Below are 21,962 nucleotides of genomic sequence, written 5' to 3'. Positions count from 1 at the left end.
TAGTACAAACTATGCCAGCTGAATTAATTCGAATATACCCTGAAAATCCTGATGAAAGAAGAATTCGTCAGGTCGTTGACTGTCTTCGCGAAGGAGGACTGGTGATTTACCCGACAGATACTGTTTACGGTTTGGGATGTGATATTTTCAATACCAGGGCTGTTGAAAAAATCGCTCGTATTAAAGGCATCAAACCACAAAAAAATGATTTTTCATTTATCTGTTACGATTTGAGCCATATTGCAGATTACGCAAGAGTTGGAAATTCTGCCTTTAAATTAATGAAAAAAGTGCTTCCGGGGCCTTATACCTTCATTCTGGATGCTAATAATCAAGTTCCCAAATTATTAAATACGAATAAGAAAACAGTTGGTATTCGTGTTCCTGATAATTTGATCCCCCGTTTGATCGTTAAAGAACTTGGAAACCCTATTGTAACAACCTCCATAAAAGATGATGACGAGATCATCGAATATTCAACAGACCCCGAATTGATTTTTGAAAAATTTCAGCATCAGGTGGATATTGTGGTCGATGGGGGATACGGGGGAAATATTGGATCGACAATCGTGCTTGCGATCAATGACCAGTTTGAAATTGTCAGGGAAGGCCTGGGTGATACCAGTCTGTTTGTTTAATTTTTTGTGATTATTTTAGTTACGATAGCATTAAACAATTGACGTTAAATAATTATTATCATTTTTTTGATAATATCATCCGCCTTTCTCATATTTGGTAGTGTCAGAATTTATTATAGATAATCAACCTGAAAAAATAGTAAGGTTTGAATTACAGTATCTTCCTTGTCTTGAATATTTTGCTTGTATTTTAAGTAACGATTTGATTTGGATAGATATTGATGAGAGATATGTGAAGCAGACTTACCGGAATCGTTGCGATGTGATGACAACAAATAAAGTTGATACATTAACCGTTCCGGTTCAGTCCTACGCGAATAACTCCTTAACAAAAGATATAAAAATAGATTATAGTCAGCACTGGATCAGGCGTCACTGGGGATGTTTCCGATCTGCTTATGGCAAATCTCCTTATTTCGAATTTTACGCGGACGAACTCGAGGCAGTTTATTTGAAAAAACCAGAATTTCTTGTTGACCTAAATTATGATTTATTGACAATTTGTCTTAGATTGTTGGGCATAAGAAAAGAGATTATGTACAATTTGTCAGTGCCATTTCAGGGCGATAAGGCCATAATTGATGAGTTATCAGCGATTAATGATAAAAAGAATAAAAATATAAATAAATATTATCAGCCAATTGCATACTATCAGACCTTTGGGAATGATTTTGTAAGTAATTTAAGTATTGTCGATTTATTATTTAATATGGGGCCCGAGGCGAGAAGTATTTTGCTGAGATCTTGTAAGCAACAATAAATCTGCTACTTTGAACAAAGATTAAAAAAGTAGCGTTTAGAATATTAAGACACATTTTTATTGCTACACATGGAAGCAAAATTTTCAAATAGAGTAAAAGAAGTAATCTCTCTGAGTCGGGAAGAAGCTTTGCGACTTGGCCACGATTATATCGGTGCCGAACATCTGTTACTTGGAATGATTCGTGAGGGTGATGGTGTTGCTATTGGTTTACTTAAAAAGCTGGGCGTATCCCTTGATGATGTTCGACAGACGATCGAACAGGCTACTAAGGGTGCGGCAACTAATAATGTTAAAAATCTGCAGAACATCCCTCTCACCAGGCAGTCTGAGAAGGTGTTGAAAATTACATATCTGGAGGCAAAAATTTTCAAAAGCCCCTTGATCGGAACTGAACATTTGCTTCTGTCTATTTTACGTGACGAAGATAATGTTGGCACCCAGATCCTACATAAATTTAATGTTAACTACGAAGTCATTAAAGAGATGTTAGAATATCAATCATCAGGAACAAAACCCCATATGGGTCCGGAAACCGAAGACGGTGACGATGAAGCGAGAGGCGGCATGTTTGGCGGTGGAGGCGGAGGCGCAGCTTCCGGAAAAGAATCTAAAGGTGCAGAAAAGTCTCGTACTCCTGTACTGGATAACTTCGGGCGTGATCTTACGAAAATGGCTGAGGTTGGAAAACTTGATCCTATCGTCGGACGTGAAAAAGAAATTGAGCGTGTAGCGCAAATTCTTAGCCGTCGGAAAAAGAATAACCCAATTCTTATCGGTGAGCCCGGTGTAGGTAAAACTGCTATCGCCGAAGGTCTTGCGCTAAGAATTGTGCAGAAAAAAGTATCCCGTGTTCTTTTCGGTAAGAGAGTTGTTACACTTGATCTTGCGTCGCTTGTAGCAGGTACTAAATACCGTGGACAGTTTGAGGAAAGAATGAAAGCGGTAATGAATGAGTTGGAAAAATCTCCGGATGTTATCCTTTTCATTGATGAGCTTCATACAATTGTTGGTGCCGGTGGTGCTTCTGGTTCGCTGGATGCTTCAAATATGTTTAAACCTGCACTTTCACGCGGAGAAATCCAGTGTATCGGTGCAACGACACTTGATGAGTATCGTCAGTACATAGAGAAGGACGGAGCACTTGCCCGTCGTTTCCAGATGGTAATGGTTGATGCTACTTCGATCGAAGAAACAATTCAGATCCTTGAAAACATTAAGGATAAATATGAAGATCATCACCACGTAAGTTATACGCCGGAATCGATCAGTACCGCTGTGAAATTGTCAGAGCGATATATCACTGACCGTTTCCTTCCGGACAAAGCGATTGACGTTTTGGATGAAGTGGGCGCAAGAGTTCATATCAGCAACATCACTGTTCCTGAGGATATCCTTCATTTGGAAGAACAAATTGAGAATATCAAACAGGAAAAAAACCGGGTTGTCAAAAGCCAGAAATACGAAGAGGCAGCTCAGTTACGTGATCGTGAAAAGAAATTGATCGATCAGCTTGACCGCGCCAAACTTGCCTGGGAAGAAGAAACCAAGCAAAAAAGATATACCGTTACTGAGCATAATGTAGCAGAGGTTGTTGCAATGATGACCGGAATTCCTGTGACTAACGTCTCGATGGATGAAGGTAAGAAATTGCTTAACATGGCCGATGAGCTTAAAGCAAAGGTAATTGGACAGAACCCACCGATTGAGAAATTGGTAAAGGCCATTCAACGTACACGTGTAGGTTTGAAAGATCCTAAGAAGCCGATCGGTTCCTTTATTTTCCTTGGGCCAACAGGTGTGGGTAAAACAGAATTAGCTAAGGTTCTTGCCACTTATTTATTTGATAAAGACGATGCCCTTGTGCGTATTGACATGAGTGAGTACATGGAGAAATTCAGCGTATCTCGTTTGGTTGGAGCACCTCCGGGTTACGTTGGTTACGAAGAAGGTGGTCAGTTGACTGAAAAAATTCGTCGTAAACCTTATAGCGTTGTCTTGTTAGATGAGATCGAAAAGGCGCACCCTGATGTATTTAATATTTTGTTGCAGGTTCTTGACGATGGTATTCTTACAGATGGTCTGGGTCGTCGTGTAGATTTCCGTAATACTATTATCATCATGACTTCAAACATTGGAGCACGTGATTTGAAAGATTTCGGGACTGGTATCGGTTTCTCCACAAGAGCGAAAGCAGATAATCAGGATGAGATTATGAAAGGCACGATTCAAAGTGCCCTACGTAAAGCATTTTCTCCTGAGTTCCTTAACCGTCTGGACGATGTGATCGTGTTTAATTCACTTCAACGTGAAGACCTTCACCGCATCATTGACATATCACTTGGCAAATTGTTTAGCCGCGTGAAAGGTTTGGGTTACGAAATTGAATTAACCGTAGAAGCAAAGGATTTCTTATCTGAAAAAGGATACGATCCACAATATGGTGCTCGTCCTTTAAACAGAGCGATCCAGAAATACCTCGAAGACCCTGTTGCAGAAGAAATTCTCAAAGGAGATTTGAGAGAAGGAGATGTTCTGGTAGCAACGCACGTAGAAAACAGCGAAGAGTTGACTATCACTGTTAGAAAAAAAGAAGAAGAAGTACCAAACTGATGAATTAAAACTTGATTCATTATCGATAAAAGACTAGGAGGCAGATCTTTGAGATTCTGCCTCTTTGTTTTTTAAGCAACTTATTTTTTATAATTTATGACGGTTAATTTTATAAGGCTCGAATTAACTTGATAAGAAATAGTATTACTTCTATATTATTGCCAGTGTTTAAAATCTTTCTTATTAATTTTAATCGCTGATCAATAATCATAATATGATTAGAATGTTATTAATTTGCATATCCTCCAGATAAAATATAAAGATTAATTTGAGAACTAAAAAAGAAAAGAATACCGACCATTATGGCTGTCAATTTACTGGAGTTAACAAAGGGGTACATAACAAAAGAAGTAGGTCTTAGTATATCAATATTGACCGAAGAGAGTGCAAGTGATGTTCAGACCGCTTTGCTAGGAGCCCTTCCCGGTCTAATAGGAGGAACAATGAATACTGCCTCCACATCCGGAGGTGTATATGAGTTGATCGGTCTGATGAATCTGAACAACGAGAATTATGTATTAAATAATCTTCCTGAAATTCTTGGGGATCCTATCAAATCAAAGGACTTTATAGCCAACGGTCTTTCCATGCTTCCAATGCTTCTGGATCTTGATCTGAAAACCGTGATTGAATCCATAGCGGCGTCAAGTAAGTTGAAAGCAAATTCTGTCTCTAAAATATTGAGTATTTCCGCTCCGATTGTACTAAGTGTAATTGGTAAACAGGTTAAGGAAAAATCCATAGAGCCGGTAAAACTGACAACATTGCTCGTTGGCCAAAAAGAGTATATAATCAAATATCTGCCAAAAGATCTTTCCACAATTTGGGATTTTAAAGGATTGGAAGATTTAAATAAAAGTCTTCAGAAAAATCCTTTAAGTGAACATCAGCTGGAAAATAAACCGGTATCAGGGACAACAAAAATTGTATATCTGATTCTGGCTTTACTGCTCGTTGGAGCCGCGGTCTGGGGTTATAAAAAACTGAATAAGGAAGAAGAAACGATTGTCGTCGAGGATTTTCCTGTTGATAGCAGCGGTGTTAAGGGTAAACCAAGCGGCGTTGCGGAAAGAAATCCTGGGCAACTGGTTACGAAACAACTTCCAAAAGACATTGTTTTGGAAATACCCGAAAACGGAACTGAGGCAAAGCTTATTAAGTTCATTCAGGATTCAAGTGTGGTGGTAGATAAAAATTACTGGATCGATTTTGATAGAATAACGTTCGAGCCTAATCTGGCTGAACTGGACGATGATTCCGAGGCTCAGATTGAAAATATCGCAAAGATTATGCGTGCATATCCAATGGTGAATATTAAGATTGGAGGCTACACTGATAACACGGGCGATGCTACAACGAACTTAATGTTATCTAAAAGCCGTGCGGACGCCGTGAAAAAGGGTATTGCTAAGAACGATATTAAAATAACACGAATCCAATCCGAAGGTTACGGAATTGAACATCCGATTGCGACAAATGATACTGAGGAGGGGAGAACGCAAAACCGCAGAATTGCAATTAATGTAACCCGCAAGTAGTGAGGACAATATTCAGAGAGGTCAAATCTTAGATTTGACCTCTTTTTTTGTTTACCAAATTATAATCTTTAAGAAATAGGCTGATCTATTTTATAAAAGCCAAGGAGAACTTTATGATTTAGATTATATTTAAACTTTGTAAGTTTTAATATATAGATATGACAAAAAAACTCCAGGTTAGGATCTTTGGCTTACTGATCATTAATTTGATGACGCTGACGATCTTAAGAGCTCAAAAATTGTCAGAAGGTCCGCAAGTCCTAACTATCTTCTCATCTGCCGACGATACTGAACAACCATACGGGTTATATATTCCTAAAAACTATGATCCTGCTAAAAAATACCCTTTGGTGATGATGCTTCACGGCGCAGGATCAAACCATCGACTGGCGCTAAAACGGGTTTTCGGTAAAAGTAATCTCGATGATGAAACGGATGTTGAGGCAACGCGCTATTTTTCTCAATGGGATGATGTTGACTTTATTGTTGCCTCTCCGTATGCCAGGGGAACAGCAGGGTATCAGGGTATACCGGAGCAGGATGTCTATGATGTGCTGGCTGATGTAAAAAAGCGATTCAATATTGACGAAGATAGAACTTATTTGACCGGTCTGTCAATGGGAGGTGGAGGAACATTATGGATTGGGCTGACCCGTCCGGACATATGGGCGGCGATCGCTCCGGTTTGCCCGGCACCTCCTGCCGGTACTATCGATTTGGCAGCTAACGCAATCAACTTTCCGGTTCATTTTTTTCATGGAGATAAAGATCCTGTTGTTCCCGTTCAGTGGACGAGAGACTGGGTTGAGAAAATGCAGAACATTGGTGTCGAAGTAACTTACAAAGAGTTTGTTGATGTAAAACACGATAGCTGGGTGAGCGCGTATGATGCGGAATTTATTTTCGGGTGGTTTAATCAGGTCAGAAATAAATACCCGAACGAGGTAAAGTTTTCGAGCAAATTTTATAAATATAATAAAGCGTATTGGGTGCAGCTGGATGGGATAACAAGCGGTGTACTTGCCGATATAGATGCTAGCTTTAAAAAAACGAATACCATTGATATCAAAACAAACAATCTTTACGCCTTTACTTTAAATTTAAAGGGACATTCCAAATTTAATGCGGCGCAATCATTAAATATTTCGGTCGACGGAACGAGTTTGACAGGGAAAGCGGATAGTACATTTTCATTTTATAAAACAGGTAATGCCTGGAAAATAGGCAAGGGGCCTGCTTCTGGCAATATAGTCAAAAAGAAGGGGGCAGAAGGCCCAATCTTTGATGCATTTTCATCCCGTCATGTTTATGTATACGGTACCGCTGATAATCCTTCACCGGAGGAATTGAAGAAGCGCGTGGATGTAGCCAATGAAGCTGCCAATTGGTCAGCTTATCGTGGACCGTTTTTAGGGCGAATAATGTTTTTTCCAAGAGTTTTAGCAGACAAAGAAGTCAGGCCGAGCGACTTCGAAAGTTCGAACCTGATTCTGTTTGGAACCAAAGACAACAATTCGGTGATCAACAAGTATGCAGACAAACTTCCAGTCCATCTGAATTCTGCTAATACTGATTATGGTCTACTATATATTTTTCCAATTGAAAATCATTATGTGACGGTTAGCTCGGGGTTGCCCTGGTGGTCGGGAGCTGTGGATCAGGGACTTCCTTTTGTTCCGGTTGCGCAAAGAAGTTTGCCGGAATTTAAAGACATTTTATTTTTTAAAGGTTCGTCAAAAAATATCATAGTAGACGGGTATTTTTCCCAGGACTGGAAAATTCCTTCGACAGTGCTTGCACCCTTAAATAGCTCGGGTGCTGTAACAATAAATAAGTAGTTGTTTTAATTAATCCCTAGTCTCCACTTCAAATGGACTTTAACCAAAAAATCTCGCGGAAATCATTTCTTCGCACTAGTGCACTGGCACTTTCTATCCCTTTGCTTTCACGCATTCCTGCGATGTCAAAAGCACCTTCAAAAATTGGTCTGCAGCTTTATACGCTTAGAGACGCATTGAGCAAAGATCTGGAAGGAACGCTTAAACAGGTAGCTAAAATTGGGTATAAGGAAGTTGAAACGTTTGGTTATTCTGACGGTAAATTTTTTGGTAAAACTCCGAAGGAATTTAAATCATTATTAAGCGGACTTGGCCTTAGTGCTGTGAGTGGTCACTATGGTGCCGGAATTTCAGCACCGGACAAAAAAGGAACTTTGTCGAACGACTGGAAACGTGCCGTTGACGACTCAGCAGAACTTGGACAAAAATACATGATGTGCGCTTACCTGACGCCTGACGAACGCAAATCGATCGACGATTATAAAAAGTATGCGGTGTTATTTAATAAGTCGGGAGAAATCTGTAAGGCTGCCGGAATTCAGTTTGGTTACCATAACCACGACTTTGAGTTTCAAAAACTGGACGGAGAGCTACCTTATGATATTATCACAAAGGATACGGATGCAGCTTTGGTAAAATTAGAATTGGATTTGTATTGGGCTGTAAGGGCTGGATTAGATCCTGTGGAGCTATTCAAGCAACACCCCGGCCGTTTTCCTTTGTGGCACGTAAAAGACATGGAGAAAAGCGAAGATAAGGCCTTTGCAGAAGTCGGTACAGGTTCCATTGACTTTGCTAAGATATTTGCTGCCAGAAAAACGGCTGGTATGACTCACTTCTTTGTTGAGCAGGATGTTTGCAAAAAGCCTCCTTTGGAATCAATTGCGATCAGTTATGGTAATCTTGTGAAGTGGAAAGTGTAAAACTTACAGAACTTTGGTAGTTACAAAAAGAAGACCCGGCCGCATAGCAGCCGGGTCTTTCCACATTATGCAGATAAAAAAATCTTAATTAGCAAGTTGTAATTTCAGCTCGTTTAAACGGCTGCGAAGAGAAGCGTCGATTTGACGATCATTTACACGAAGTAAATAGCCTCCGATCAAAGCCGGATCTACTTTCTCTTCCAGCTCCACTGTTTTACCAGTAGCGTCTGCAACAATTTTATTAAATTGCTTGCGAAGATCTTCTGTTAACGGAGTCGTTGTGATTACAGTTGCTTTTTGAATACCACGGTATTCATCGTAAGTTTTTATGAATTCATCGGCAATCGCATCAAGGATCGATTCCCGGTTTTTTCTTGTAATGATCTCAAAGATTGAGTACGAAACCGGATTTACTTTATCATGAAAAATTGCTTTCAAAATAGCCAGTTTCTTCTCGTGACGAACCACAGGACTTTTCAGTGCCAGCATCAGGCCACGATTTTTATCAGCAGTATCCTTGAATAATTTCATATCCTCAAATACAGCCTCCACTACGTTTTTTTCTTTTGCCAGTTCGATAAGTGATTTCGCGTATCTGGCAGCAACTATACCTACTGACATAGGGAATTAATTAATTTTTGAATGAATGAAAATCACAGCTTCGCTAACTAATTAGTTCATGCGGGCTGAGGAAGCAAGGTCTGAGATCAGTTTTTCCTGCGATTCTTTGTCTTTCAATTCGCGGTGCAATACCTGCTCAGCGATTTCAAGCGATAAAGTAGCAACTTCCTTACGCATTTTAGCGATTGCAGCATGTTGTTCGTTACGGATCGTGTCACGAGCGCTGTCAATCATTTTCTGTCCTTCCACAGCAGCTCTGTCTTTCGACTCGGCGATCATGCGGTCAGAAGCATCTTTTGCGTCACGAAGAATTCTGTCGCGAACTGCGTTAGCTTCGGCAACAAGCTTCTCATTATCCGATTTCAACTTAACCATTTCAGCTTTTGTTCTTTCAGCAAGATCAAGAGCACCCTGGATTTCGTTTTCGCGATCTTTTAAGCCTTTAATGATTGGTTTCCAGGCAAATTTCGCAAGGATAAAAACAACCAGTAAAAATACCACCAGCATCCAGAAAATAAGACCTGGGTTTGGAGTAAGCAATGACATAATATCTGAGTTTTGTGAGTTGTAAAATCTTTAAATGCGAAGTAGATTTTGTTAAATGAATATACTCCCTGCACTCTCTTTTTTGTTAAAATCCGTGGAAGCCTATTGCTTCCACGGTAAGTTTTTTTTGCCAATTCTCTACGCCTAATGCGAAAGAGGTCAAGCATGAGACGTGAATCTCAAATTCGTTACTAAAGCTTGAACGAGATAAGCAGACAGATAACCGCTGCGAATAGCGCCACCGCTTCGATAAGAGCAGCAATGATAAGCATTGCAGTTTGGATAGCACCAGCAGCTTCTGGCTGACGAGCGATACCTTCCATTGCAGAACCACCAATTTTACCGATACCAAGACCAGCACCGATAGCAGCAAGACCAGCACCGATAGCAGCACCGAAAACAGCTAGACCTGCACCACCTTGTTCTGTAGCCTGAAGCAAAATTTGAAGCAACATAATTGTGTTTGTTTTAAAATATAATTAATAAAAAAAGAGATTAAAAATCAATGTCCGTGATCGGCATGGCCGTGCTCTTCAATAGCACTTCCGATGTACATAGACGATAACAGGGTAAAAATAAATGCCTGGATAAACGCCACCATGATTTCGATGAAGTTAAGGAACAAGGCAAATAGTGAGATCACCGGAGCGATAAACATGCTCTGGAAAATAAAGATTAGTCCGAAAAGACTTAAAAGGATAATGTGACCAGCTGTCATGTTAGCAAAAAGACGAACCATAAGAGAGAACGGCTTCATAAATACACCAACAACCTCAACAGGTATCATGATCAGCAACAAAGGAGCCGGAACGCCCGGAGGGCTCACAAGGTGTTTGTAATAATTTTTGTTTGCATTGATGTGAACAATGATGAAAGTGATCACAGCAAGTGTCATGGTGATAGCAATGTTACCTGTTACGTTTGCGGCACCTGGAAGAAGACCTAAAATGTTGTTGACAAGAATAAAGAAAAACAAAGTCAGCAAATAAGGAAGGTATTTTTCATAGTTAGGTCCAACGTTAGGTTTTACCACGTCGTCACGGATGAAAAGAATAACGATTTCCATTGCAGACTGAAATCCTTTTGGAGCTTTGCCCACATTGCGTTGGTAAGCTTTACCAATACTTGTGAAGATAAGAACCAGAATGATCGCGCTGAGCATCATGGATGCAACGTTTTTCGTGATTGAGAAATCGTAGATTTTACGAGCTTCATCAACAGGTTCGATCGTTTCAGAATCTCCATGTACTAAATGATAACCATTGTATTCATGGTGCTCATTGTGGAAATTACTGGAAGAGAACACTTCTATACCACGATCTTCCGAGTATAAAATAACAGGTAAAGGGATCGCAACACCGTGCGAAAACTCCCATTCATGAGAATCCGCAATGTGGTGCATGATCATCTGGCCGATATTGAATTTTTCCTCTGACTCTTCCAGATTATGTTCAATTTCGTGCTCGGCTTTATTAACACCTTCAGCAACCTTATTCTGGTCATCATGACCTGATTCCTGGGCCGAAGCCGGAAGGGTAAAAAAGCAAGTTGCCGCAACAAGGGCAGTGGTTATAAACAGTCGTAAAGGCGTATACATAAATGCTTGAAATACTATGCTTTGTCAATCGCGGCGCAAGTTACAATACAAACCATATATTTCAAAGCATGTATAGAATAAATAGAGAGCAAAAAAGTTGATAACAAATGTAAATGAATCAGTTAGCCCTGAATATAAAAATATTCCAATAAAAATAATGCTCAGAATAAGTCGTCCAACGATGGTTGAAAGGTAAAAGGTCACAAATTTTTCCCGGTTGTTTCTTAGTCCGTATTCCATGAGGCGATGAATCAGAAAAGACAGCATTACAAAGAACACAAGGATGTACCATATATAAGGATGTATCCAGGTTGGGTTAACAAAACGCTGGACTAAAAATAATGCAATTGCTAAAATTGTTGAGGCAATAATGCTTCGGAACATGTGTGGGTTGGGTCTTTATTTAATTATGTAATAAATAGTATAAATTTGGTGACAAATCTCATTTGGCCTTTGGCATACTCCGGATGAGCAGGTACAGTGAAGCAGCTATGGAAGTCAGCGAAAATACAAGCGTCCATACCGGAGTTTTATTCATTTGCCATTCGTCCAGTTTGTAGCCGCCATAAGTGAAAACAAGAATTGTCCCAAGCATTTGCATGGCCATACCTGAATAGCGCATAAAATTTGAGGGCGTATTTCCCCTCCTTCCCTTATCCGTATAAGGCTTGGAATTGCCTTTTTGTAAGTCGTTATTATCTTCTTCCATTCCTGCTATTGTAGAATTTATAAGTAAAGTTGCTTCAAATTTTGCAAATGGCATTATCTTCGATACGTTATTAAGCAAAATACCGTTTTAGTTTTGCTAAAAGAATAGAAAAAATCACCCCAAAAAGTCTTTTTTGTGACTCATACACTTACCCGTTCCTTAAATATTTTATCCATTTGTTTCCTGTTGGGAGGTGCGATATTTGGCTGTTCGCAATACAGCTCACGCCCTGCTGCCGTTAACTTTCACAATGTTTCTTCACATTACAATGCATATTTTATCGCAGAGCAGGATATGCAGGAGGCGGAGTTCACGATGCGTGCATCTTACAAGGAAGATTATAACCAGCTAATTCCCATTCTGTTACCAATTGATTCCATACTGGCATTACCAGTAAAACCTCAGTTACTGGATGCAATTAAAAAAGCTTCAATTGTAGCCGAAAAACATCAGAATAGTAAATGGGTGGATAATAGTTACGTAATTCTGGGGAAATCTCGTCTGTATCTGGGTCAGTGGGCCGATGGTTTGGAAGCTTTACGTTATGTATATGCAAATGGGAAAGATGAAAGCGACAAAAATCAGGCATTGATCGTTTTGATGCGCGCTTACATTAGCCGGAAAGACTTTTCTAATGCGCTCGGTGTGGCTGAATATCTGAGCCAGCAGCCTTTGACCAAAGATGCAACAAAAGATTTTTATTTGACGAAAGCTTATTTGCATCAGCAAAACGGGGAGTACCTTACGTCTGTGGCAATTCTTGAAGAGACATTTCCATTATTGAGCAAATCAATTGAAACAGCAAGACTGCATTTTGCATCCGCACAGATGTATGATCGCCTTGGCCAGTATGCTTTGGCAAATAAACATTATAAGAGTGTTACAAAAAACCAGCCTGATTATGATCTCGGTTTTTATTCATCCATGAATTCGCTGCAAAATCAGGTTATCATTGATCCCAAGACAGATATTTCCAGTGTTGGTTTTGACAGAATGCTGCGTGATCGTAAGAATAACGATCTGCGCGACAGGATCTACTTTACGATGGGTTTGTTGGCCGAACATAAAAAACAATTGCCGGAAGCTGTCGGATATTTACAAAAATCCGCCTCACTTGCGTCCGGTACAAATAATGTTCAGAAGGCTTATACGTATTTGCAACTGGCTCGGATTCATTACGATGCGATGGAAAAGTATGAGCTTGCCAAAGCTTATTATGACAGTGCATTAATTATTCTTCCGAAAGATGCAGCGGAGTACCGTATCGTATCAGATCGTAAAATGGCTCTGGATAATTTCGTAGCGCAGCAAACGATTGTGAAAATGGAAGACAGTCTTCAGATTTTAGCGAAGATGAACCCGAAAGCATTGGATGATAAAATTGATGCAGTAATTGAACAACAGGAAAAACAAAGACTGGAAGAAGAAAAGAAACGGAAGGAAATTATCACCAATGCAATGAATCAGGCAAACATGAACGGATCCATTCCTTCGCTCGCCAATTCAAACGATCGTCGATGGGAATTGTACGATCCCGCTATGATCAACCAGGGTAAAATCGAATTCCGGAGAATTTGGGGTAGTCGAGTTTTAGAAGACGATTGGAGGAGGAGTTCGAAACAAAATAAAGCATTGGCGGCTACCAACGCACTTGATACAGTTTCGGTAGGTGGCGCCGCGCCGGTTGAAATGGCGATGACGAGAGAAAATCCGATTTGGCAGGCAAAACACGAAGCGCTTAAAAAAAATATTCCGCTTACCGATTCCAGTTTTGCATCGTCGCAAAAACGCAAGGAAGACGCTCTTTACAATCTTGGGAAAATTTACCGTTTCGATTTGAAGGAATCGGATCGTGCCATTGCCGCCTTTAACCGCGTTTTAGGAGAATATCCGCAAACTCAATACCGGGAAGAAATTTTTTACCTGATGTATCTTACCCTTGCTGAGGATGATAAAAACCGTGATGTTTGGAAAGGTAAGTTACTGTCTGAATTTCCTAATTCTACTTATGCGAGGCTCATCAATAAGTCTGCAAGTGATGGAAGCGCCGGCGATAGAAACAACCCGGTGAAAGCATATGAAAGCGCCTATAAGTTATATGCGGATGGAAATTACACGAAAGCGCTTGAAGATATCGAGGGTGACCTGCCTGCTTACAAAGGAAGTATGCTGGAAGATAAATTTGCCTTGCTTCGTGTTTTTCTCGTGGGGAAAGTCCGCGGGAGAGAAGCCTACCTGCAAGCGATCAATGAATTTGTTCGTTTGTATCCAAACAGTCAGTACTTGCCGCGTCTGAAAGAAATGCAGGAATTGCGCGAAATTTCAGTAGGAAAAAGATAATTCATGGAAATTGTATCTTTGTCGATCTGAATGATACGTTTTCATACGATTCACCAATAAAATACCCCCAAATATGATTGAATTGCAGCCAGGGAAATACCGTCGCAGCATTGTCCGTGTTTATCGGTTTGCAGCAATTGGCCTGGGTCTTTTTATATTTTACATCGTCGCTGTAAGTCTTAATATTTTCTGGCTTTTCGGAGGCATGCCTGATCTTAAAACCCTTGAAAACCCTAAAAGTGAACTTGCCTCCGAGTTGATATCCGAAGATGGGAAATCACTAGGGAAATATTTCTTTGAAAACCGTACACCAATTGAGTTTGATCAGATTTCTCCTAACCTGATTGAAGCGCTTGTTGCCACAGAAGACGCTCGTTTTGTAAATCATTCGGGTATAGATCCGCGCAGTCTGGCACGTGTATTCAAGGGTGTTGTTTCTGGAAATTCAAGTTCAGGTGGTGGTAGTACATTGACACAGCAGGTTGCAAAAAACCTTTTTGAAACCCGTTCAGAGAAATATGAAGGATTATTGGGTAAAATTCCTTTGGTAAGAACCGTGATCGCGAAAACAAAGGAATGGATTCTTTCTGTGGTTTTGGAAAGGAAATATACCAAGCGGGAGATCATGATGATGTATCTTAATACCGTTTCGTTTGGTAACAATACCTATGGAATCAAGGTAGCTTCTAAAACTTATTTTGATAAAGATGCCTGGGACCTTTCAGTAAGCGAAGCAGCACTGTTGGTCGGAATGCTTCAAAATCCTACTTTATATAATCCGTTAAGATTTCCAACAAATGCTTTAAACCGAAGAAATACGGTTTTAGCACAAATGGTAAAATACAATTATTTGCCTGTTGACAAATTTGAAATTCTGAAAGACAAATCTCTGGGAATGAAATTCAACGTCGACGGGCACAATACTGGTCTGGCGCCTTATTTCCGTGAATCTATGCGTGGGTATCTAAAAGCTTGGGTAAAAAGATATAATGAAGAGAATGGAATGGATCTTGATTTATATACCAGCGGGCTTCGGATTTATACAACCATAGATTCGCGCATGCAGCGTTACCAGGAGGACGCGCTGAACGAGCATATGCGGACGCAGCAGAAATTGTTTGACGCACACTGGAAAGACAGAAATCCCTGGGCGACTCCGGACGGGAAAGAAATTCCCGGATTTATAGAAAAAGCTGTTCGGGCACTTCCTTATTTTAACGTTTTGAAGAAGGAAGTAGGCGAAAAAGAAGCTTGGAAAGTAATGCGCAGACCTTACAAAATGAAGGTTTTTTCTTACGACGGAGAAAAGGAAATGGTAATGAGCCCGATCGATTCGTTGCGTTACTACAAGCGTTTTTTACATGCCGGAATGATGTCGATGGATCCGCGAAACGGGCAGATCAAAGCCTGGGTAGGCGGCGTTAATTTCAAATACTTCAAATATGATCATGTAAAACAGGGAGCCCGTCAGCCCGGGTCGACGTTTAAGCCATTCGTTTATCTTTCCGCGCTGGATAAAAGTTTTCTGACTCCATGCAGCCGGATTGTGGATGCTCCGGTACATTTTGGTTTGTCAGATGGTGTGCCAGGTGGCTGGACTCCGCACAACTCGGGGAACAAATTCTCCTATCGTCCACTTTCTTTAAGGCAAGCACTTGGGAAATCAGTGAACTCTGTTAGCGCAAATATCATCAAAATGGTGAAACCTAACACAGTGGTAGAGTATGCGCATAAACTTGGCATAACAAGTAAGTTAAATCCCAAGCCGTCACTTTGTCTGGGGATCAGTTCAGTAACTGTTTTCGAAATGGTTAATGCATATTGCGCATTTGCCAATGGCGGCCACAGAACCGAAGCAATGACAATTTTGAGAATCGAAGACCGTTATGGTAATGTTTTGCAGCAGTTTTACCAAAAGCAAAACCAGGAATTGAGTGAGAATATGGCATATAGTATGTTGTATTTGATGCGGGGAGCTGTGGAAGACGGCGGTGGCACGGCGAGCCGGTTAAGAACGTACGGGGTGACAGAAGGAAACGAGATCGCTGCGAAAACGGGAACTTCTCAAAATTATTCAGATGGCTGGTTTATGGGTATGACACAGCATCTGGTATCCGGAATCTGGGTTGGTGGCGAGGATATGTCGATACATTTCCGGACCATGCAGCTGGGGCAAGGCGGGCACGTCGCGATGCCGGCATGGGGTTTGTATATGAAAAAGGTATATGACGACCCAACTTTGGTCCAATACAGGAAAGGGCCCTTTAATAAACCTGAAAATTTTGTTCTGGACTGTGGAGGTGTCGCTTCGGACAGCGCCGATACCTACGTTCCACCCTCACGCTCTGACGACGAAGGAGCTTTGTTTTAATTTGATAACCAAGGAAATTTTTTATTTATGATTGAACTGCAGCCAGGAAAATACCGCCGCAGCATTATCCGCGTGTGGTTGGGTGCCGCAATAGGCCTGGGGCTATTTATACTTTATATCGTTGCCGTAAGTTTTAATTTCTTCTGGCTGTTTGGCGGAATGCCGGATCTGATAACCCTTGAAAATCCCAAGAGCGAACTTGCGTCAGAATTGCTTTCGGAAGACGGGAAGAGTCTCGGAAAATATTTTTTTGAGAACCGGACGCCGGTTGAATTTGACCAGATTTCCAAAAATGTGACGGATGCTCTGATAGCGACAGAAGATGCACGTTTTATTAACCATTCAGGAATTGACCCGCGTAGTATGCTTCGTGTGGCCAAAGGGATTTTGCTGGCAAATTCGAGTTCAGGAGGAGGAAGTACTCTAACACAGCAGGTAGCGAAAAATTTATTTGAAACCCGTTCGGAGAAATATGAAGGATTTCTGGGTAAAATTCCGTTCGTCAGGACTGTGATCGCTAAAACCAAGGAGTGGATCCTGTCAGTGACTTTGGAGCGAAAATATACCAAAACGGAGATTATGATGATGTATCTCAATACAGTCTCGTTTGGCAATAATTCCTTTGGAATAAAAACGGCTTCGAAGACCTATTTTGGAAAAGAGCCGAGTGACCTGGAAGTGAACGAAGCTGCGCTTCTGGTAGGTATGCTCCAAAATCCAACTCTTTATAATCCATTACGATTTCCCACCAATGCACTTAACCGGAGAAACACGGTTTTGGCTCAAATGGAAAAATATAATTATTTATCTGAGGATCAGTTCGAAAATTATAAAGAAAAACCATTAGATCTGAAATTTACCGTGGATGGGCATAATACCGGGCCGGCTCCCTATTTCCGTGAATCAATGCGTGGATATATGAGAGCATGGGTTAAGCGGTATAATGAAGATAACGGGACTGATTACGATTTGTATACAAGTGGTCTGCGGATATACACCACAATTGATTCCCGCTTGCAGCAATATCAGGAAGAGGCACTAAATGAACACATGCGCCAGCAGCAGAAGCTGTTCGATGCACACTGGAAAGGCAGAAATCCATGGGCTGATGAAAGTGGAAAGGAAATACCGGGTTTTATCGAAAAAGCAGTTAGGGCATTACCTTATTTCAATATCCTGAAGAGAGAAGTAGGTGAAGAAGAAGCGTGGAAAGTGATGCGCAGACCTTATAAAATGAAGGTTTTTTCATATGATGGAGAAAAGGAAATGACCATGAGTCCTATGGATTCGATACGGTATTATAAAAGATTTTTACATGCAGGCATGATGTCGATGGATCCAAGGAGCGGAGAAATCAAGGCATGGGTTGGCGGCGTCAATTTTAAGTATTTCAAATACGATCACGTAAAGCAGGGAGCACGCCAGCCTGGATCTACATTCAAGCCATTTGTGTATGTTGCCGCTCTTGACAAAAATTTTCTTACACCCTGTGACAAGATCGTCGATGCGCCCGTCCCGGAAAATGAATACAACCCGACTAATTCCAATGGCAAATATTCAGAGCAAGCTTTAACTTTGAGACAGGCTCTGGGAAAATCTGTAAACTCTGTAAGTGCAGCAATCATTCAAATGGTCAAGCCTGAAACAGTTGTTGAATATGCACATAAACTCGGGGTTACCAGTAAACTGGATCCATACCCGTCACTGGCCCTGGGTGTAAGTTCAGTATCTGTCTATGAAATGGTAAACGCATACTCTGCTTTTGCGAACGGGGGTTACAAAACCGAACCAATGACAATTTTGCGGATTGAAGACCGTCATGGCAATGTCTTACAGGATTTTCATCAAAAACAAATCCAGGAGCTGAGTGCCACAGTGGCATATAATATGCTCTATCTGATGCGTGGAGCTGTGGAAGATCCGGGAGGGACTGCCGGCCGGCTGCATTCATATGGTATAACAAGTGGCAATGAAATTGCAGCAAAAACCGGAACGACAAATAACCAATCAGATAGCTGGTTTATGGGGATGACGCAAAATCTTGTATCAGGTATATGGGTTGGTGGTGAGGATATGACAATACATTTCAGAACAATTGATCTTGGGCAAGGTGGGCGCGCGGCAATGCCTGCCTGGGGAATTTATATGAAAAAAGTATATAATGATCAGACACTTCTTCAATATCGCAAAGGTCCTTTTATCAAGCCGGAAAACTATGTTCTGGATTGTGGAAGTGTGAAATCGGATAGTACGGATACCTACATTCCGCCGTCCAGATCGGATGATGAAGGAGTATTGTTTTAAACAAAAAAATAACATGGAAATCTTCTGTTCTGTGATTCAGCGAATTTTCAGAACAGGAGATTTTATTTAATATCTTTATTACGGATTTTTTAACCGGTAAAAATTGTCGCTGTGTATATTCTCGTCGCGCCTGATAAATTTCGTGGTTCCCTGGAAGCCTCAGAAGTATGCCAATCCATCGCTGAGGGCATAAAGCTGGCTTATCCTGATGCCGAAATAGCGACAATTCCGCTTGCTGACGGAGGAGAAGGAACTACCAGAATTTTAACAGAGCAGTCGAAAGGCAAATTCGTGACCGCGATTGTACATGATCCTTTGGGTAGATATATTGAGGCTGAATATGGTCTTTCAGGCGATGGTAAGACGGCATTCATTGAAATGGCAGCAGCATCGGGTCTTGGTCTTTTAAAGCCATGGGAGCAAAATCCATTGCTTACGAATACAATAGGAACAGGTGAATTAATTCTTCACGCAATCGACGCCGGAGTAAAAGAGATAATTCTTGGGATTGGCGGAAGTGCAACTACCGATGCCGGAATGGGTATGGCTTTTGCACTCGGTTACGAGTTTTTGGGTGAAGATATGGAGGCAATTATACCGAGCGGGGAAAACCTCACCCATATAAAATTTATCAGGACCGAGAAAGTAAGCCAAAAGTTGAAGGCTATCAGGTTTGTAGTAGCCTGTGACGTTACAAATCCGCTTTATGGCGAATCGGGAGCTGCTTTCGTTTATGGACCGCAAAAAGGAGCTACCAAAACAATGGTTTCGCAATTGGACAACGGTCTTAAAAACATAGCGCGAGTAGCTGCTGAAACCTTCGGGTATGACATCTGTGAAAAACCCGGAACCGGAGCTGCCGGCGGTTTGGGGGCGGGTGCAATTTGGTTTCTGAATGCAGAACTTCTGCAGGGTGTGAGTATTGTTATGGATCAGACTAATATTGAAAATCATATCAAAAAAGCTGACCTCGTTATAACCGGTGAGGGAAAAGTAGATGAACAAACATTAAACGGTAAAGTTGTAAAAGGGTTAGCGGGTCTTTGTCAAAAACACAGTGTTCCGTTGGCAGTCGTTTGCGGCACTTTAATGATTACTTCTAACGAAGCGAAACAGGCCGGTATAACCTATGCAGTTTCAGTTCTTAATCGGCCGATGACCTTGCAGCAGGCAGAAAATGAAGCGTATTCACTGGTTCAGGACGCAACTTTTCAATTGGTCCGGTTGTTTTTTCATAAAGGTCAATAATGACCTGGTAATACATTATTTAGCATTCGCCTAAAAACAAAGTACTGAAATACATGCCCGAATTTAATTACAAAGACGAGCTTTCTAAAATTCCTTTTGATCCAGGTGTCTACCGGTATTTCGACGAAACCGGAGAGGTCATTTATGTCGGAAAAGCCAAAAGTCTTAGAAACAGGGTTTCCAGTTATTTCCTGAAATCAAACCAGCATGACCGTAAAACCAAACGCCTTGTCAGTCAGATTCGACGGATAGAATATACCATTGTTCATACAGAATGGGATGCTTTGTTGCTTGAAAATCAATTGATAAAGCAGTTTCAGCCAAAGTTTAATATTCTTTTAAAAGACGATAAAACATATCCGTTCATTTGTATTACCGACGAACGTTTTCCGAGAGTTTATGTCACCCGCGAGCTGGATAAAAAGAGAGGGACTTTCTATGGCCCTTTCGCTAATCTTCGCTCCATGCACACGTTGCTTGATATGTTCAAGTCACTTTACACGATCCGTTCCTGCCATTTACATTTGTCAAAAGAAAATGTCGAGGCCGGGAAATTCAAAGTTTGTCTGGAATATCATATCGGGAATTGTAAGGGGCCCTGCGAGGGATTCCAGGACGAGGCAGATTATAATGTGGAAATCGAGCAGATTCATCACATGCTCAAAGGAAATCTTACGCTTCCCCAGCAATATTTCAAAGAAAAAATGCTTTCCGCGGCAGAGCAAATGGCTTTTGAACAAGCGCATTCATGGAAAACAAAAATCGAACATTTGTCGAATTTCCAGAGCAAGGCTACGGTTATTAATCCGAAAATTGGAAATGTCGATGTACTGACGATCGTATCCGATGAAGAATCTGCCTATCTGAATTTTATGAAAATTACAGAAGGTTATATGATCGCGACGCAAACGTTTGAGGTTAAGAAGAAACTGGACGAAACAGATGAGGACTTGCTGGCTATGATGATCGTGGAAATGCGCGAAAAATATGGAACAGCTGCAAAGGAGTTGATCACCAACTTGAAACCGGATCTGGAAATGAAACTTGATCTTATCATACCTCAAATAGGTGACAAGAAAAAATTGTTGGATATGTCCATGAAAAATGTGATGTATTTCCGCCGTGAAAAGGCCGAACGGAGAGAGGTGGAAAATTCGGCGAGTTCGTCAAAAAAAGACCGCGTTCTGATCAAGCTTAAGGCTGATCTACAATTGAAGGCACTTCCGAGACATATCGAATGTTTTGATAACTCCAACATTCAGGGAACGAATCCGGTTGCTTCAATGGTGTGTTTCAAAGAAGGAAAAGCTTCAAAAAAGGATTACCGGCACTTTAATATCAAGACGGTTATCGGACCGAATGATTTTGCGTCTATGAATGAAATTGTCGGCCGGCGTTATTTGAGATTAATCGCAGAAAACGAGCAGCTTCCGGATCTTATCGTAATTGATGGTGGAAAAGGTCAGTTAAGTGCGGCTTGCGATGCGTTGAAAGATTTAGGAATTTACGGACAAGTTCCCATTATCGGAATCGCAAAACGCCTGGAAGAAATTTATTTTCCGGAAGATTCTTTACCGTTGTATATCGACAAAAGATCGGAATCATTAAAATTAATTCAGCAGATACGTGATGAAGCCCACCGGTTCGCCATCACTTTCCATCGTGACAAACGGAGTAAGGGAAGTCTCGTAAGTGAGCTTGAAGGCGTGGAGGGTGTTGGAAAAGTTACAGCGACAAAACTTTTAAAACATTTCGGTTCAGTAAGAGCGATCCGGGAAAGTTCTTTGGAAACCTTGACGCCGCTGATCGGTTTGGACAGGGCAAAAAAAGTCAGGTATTATTTTGACAAAATGGCGCACCAGGATTAACATCAGAAACTTGTAATAACAAATTCCATTTAATTCCAGCCAGAGAAG

16 protein-coding genes are annotated in these 21,962 nt (G+C 41.0%); 11 read left to right on the top strand and 5 right to left on the bottom strand.

The window, feature by feature from the left end; translation table 11 throughout:
* Positions 1–11: 11 nt before the first annotated feature.
* The 6 genes from BMY70_RS10580 to BMY70_RS10555 all read left to right on the top strand — a co-directional run bounded on the left by BMY70_RS10580 (position 12) and on the right by BMY70_RS10555 (position 8,310).
* Complete coding sequence (locus tag BMY70_RS10580; RefSeq protein WP_090335145.1) at positions 12–638, top strand: L-threonylcarbamoyladenylate synthase; 627 nt, start codon at positions 12–14, stop codon at positions 636–638.
* Between the two features lie 100 nt (positions 639–738).
* Positions 739–1,398, top strand: coding sequence for a WbqC family protein (locus tag BMY70_RS10575; RefSeq protein ID WP_229209564.1), 660 nt, complete (start codon positions 739–741; stop codon positions 1,396–1,398).
* A gap of 69 nt (positions 1,399–1,467) precedes the next feature.
* On the top strand, positions 1,468–4,011 hold the full coding sequence (locus BMY70_RS10570; RefSeq protein ID WP_090335143.1) for an ATP-dependent Clp protease ATP-binding subunit: 2,544 nt from the start codon (positions 1,468–1,470) through the stop codon (positions 4,009–4,011).
* Between the two features lie 302 nt (positions 4,012–4,313).
* The gene (locus tag BMY70_RS10565) at positions 4,314–5,549 is read left to right on the top strand and encodes an OmpA family protein (protein ID WP_090335142.1); all 1,236 of its coding nucleotides are present in this window, start codon (positions 4,314–4,316) and stop codon (positions 5,547–5,549) included.
* 158 nt (positions 5,550–5,707) lie between these two features.
* Complete coding sequence (locus tag BMY70_RS10560; protein ID WP_090335141.1) at positions 5,708–7,387, top strand: carboxylesterase family protein; 1,680 nt, start codon at positions 5,708–5,710, stop codon at positions 7,385–7,387.
* A 32-nt stretch (positions 7,388–7,419) separates the two neighbouring features.
* Complete coding sequence (locus BMY70_RS10555; RefSeq protein ID WP_090335140.1) at positions 7,420–8,310, top strand: sugar phosphate isomerase/epimerase family protein; 891 nt, start codon at positions 7,420–7,422, stop codon at positions 8,308–8,310.
* Between the two features lie 84 nt (positions 8,311–8,394).
* Here BMY70_RS10555 and atpH read toward each other — a convergent pair whose 3' ends face one another.
* The 5 genes from atpH to BMY70_RS10525 form a co-directional block, all read right to left on the bottom strand.
* Positions 8,395–8,931, bottom strand: a complete 537-nt coding sequence (gene atpH / locus BMY70_RS10550; protein ID WP_090335139.1) for an ATP synthase F1 subunit delta — start codon at positions 8,929–8,931, stop codon at positions 8,395–8,397.
* A gap of 51 nt (positions 8,932–8,982) precedes the next feature.
* A complete protein-coding gene (atpF, locus tag BMY70_RS10545; RefSeq protein WP_229209563.1) occupies positions 8,983–9,477 on the bottom strand; it encodes a F0F1 ATP synthase subunit B in 495 nt (164 codons plus the stop codon).
* 191 nt (positions 9,478–9,668) lie between these two features.
* Positions 9,669–9,932: an ATP synthase F0 subunit C gene (gene atpE / locus BMY70_RS10540; protein ID WP_090335138.1), complete on the bottom strand. Its 264-nt coding sequence runs from the start codon at positions 9,930–9,932 to the stop codon at positions 9,669–9,671.
* A 47-nt stretch (positions 9,933–9,979) separates the two neighbouring features.
* Positions 9,980–11,074, bottom strand: a complete 1,095-nt coding sequence (gene atpB / locus BMY70_RS10535) for a F0F1 ATP synthase subunit A (protein WP_090335137.1) — start codon at positions 11,072–11,074, stop codon at positions 9,980–9,982.
* Between the two features lie 442 nt (positions 11,075–11,516).
* The gene (locus BMY70_RS10525) at positions 11,517–11,837 is read right to left on the bottom strand and encodes an AtpZ/AtpI family protein (protein ID WP_229209562.1); all 321 of its coding nucleotides are present in this window, start codon (positions 11,835–11,837) and stop codon (positions 11,517–11,519) included.
* An 81-nt stretch (positions 11,838–11,918) separates the two neighbouring features.
* Here BMY70_RS10525 and porW point away from each other — a divergent pair, with 81 nt between their 5' ends.
* The 5 genes from porW to uvrC all read left to right on the top strand — a co-directional run bounded on the left by porW (position 11,919) and on the right by uvrC (position 21,914).
* Positions 11,919–14,123, top strand: a complete 2,205-nt coding sequence (porW, locus tag BMY70_RS10520; RefSeq protein ID WP_229209561.1) for a type IX secretion system periplasmic lipoprotein PorW/SprE — start codon at positions 11,919–11,921, stop codon at positions 14,121–14,123.
* A 73-nt stretch (positions 14,124–14,196) separates the two neighbouring features.
* A complete protein-coding gene (locus tag BMY70_RS10515; RefSeq protein WP_090335135.1) occupies positions 14,197–16,494 on the top strand; it encodes a penicillin-binding protein 1A in 2,298 nt (765 codons plus the stop codon).
* Positions 16,495–16,521: 27 nt separating this feature from the next.
* Complete coding sequence (locus tag BMY70_RS10510) at positions 16,522–18,798, top strand: penicillin-binding protein 1A (RefSeq protein WP_090335134.1); 2,277 nt, start codon at positions 16,522–16,524, stop codon at positions 18,796–18,798.
* A 111-nt stretch (positions 18,799–18,909) separates the two neighbouring features.
* Complete coding sequence (locus BMY70_RS10505; protein ID WP_090335133.1) at positions 18,910–20,046, top strand: glycerate kinase; 1,137 nt, start codon at positions 18,910–18,912, stop codon at positions 20,044–20,046.
* Positions 20,047–20,099: 53 nt separating this feature from the next.
* Positions 20,100–21,914, top strand: coding sequence for an excinuclease ABC subunit UvrC (uvrC, locus tag BMY70_RS10500; protein WP_090335132.1), 1,815 nt, complete (start codon positions 20,100–20,102; stop codon positions 21,912–21,914).
* The last annotated feature ends 48 nt before the right edge of the window (positions 21,915–21,962 follow it).

The organism is Dyadobacter koreensis (assembly GCF_900108855.1).
Taxonomy (GTDB): Bacteria; Bacteroidota; Bacteroidia; order Cytophagales; family Spirosomataceae; genus Dyadobacter; species Dyadobacter koreensis.
Note: the sequence above shows the minus strand (reverse complement) of the source record. Positions and strands in the feature narration are given on the sequence as shown.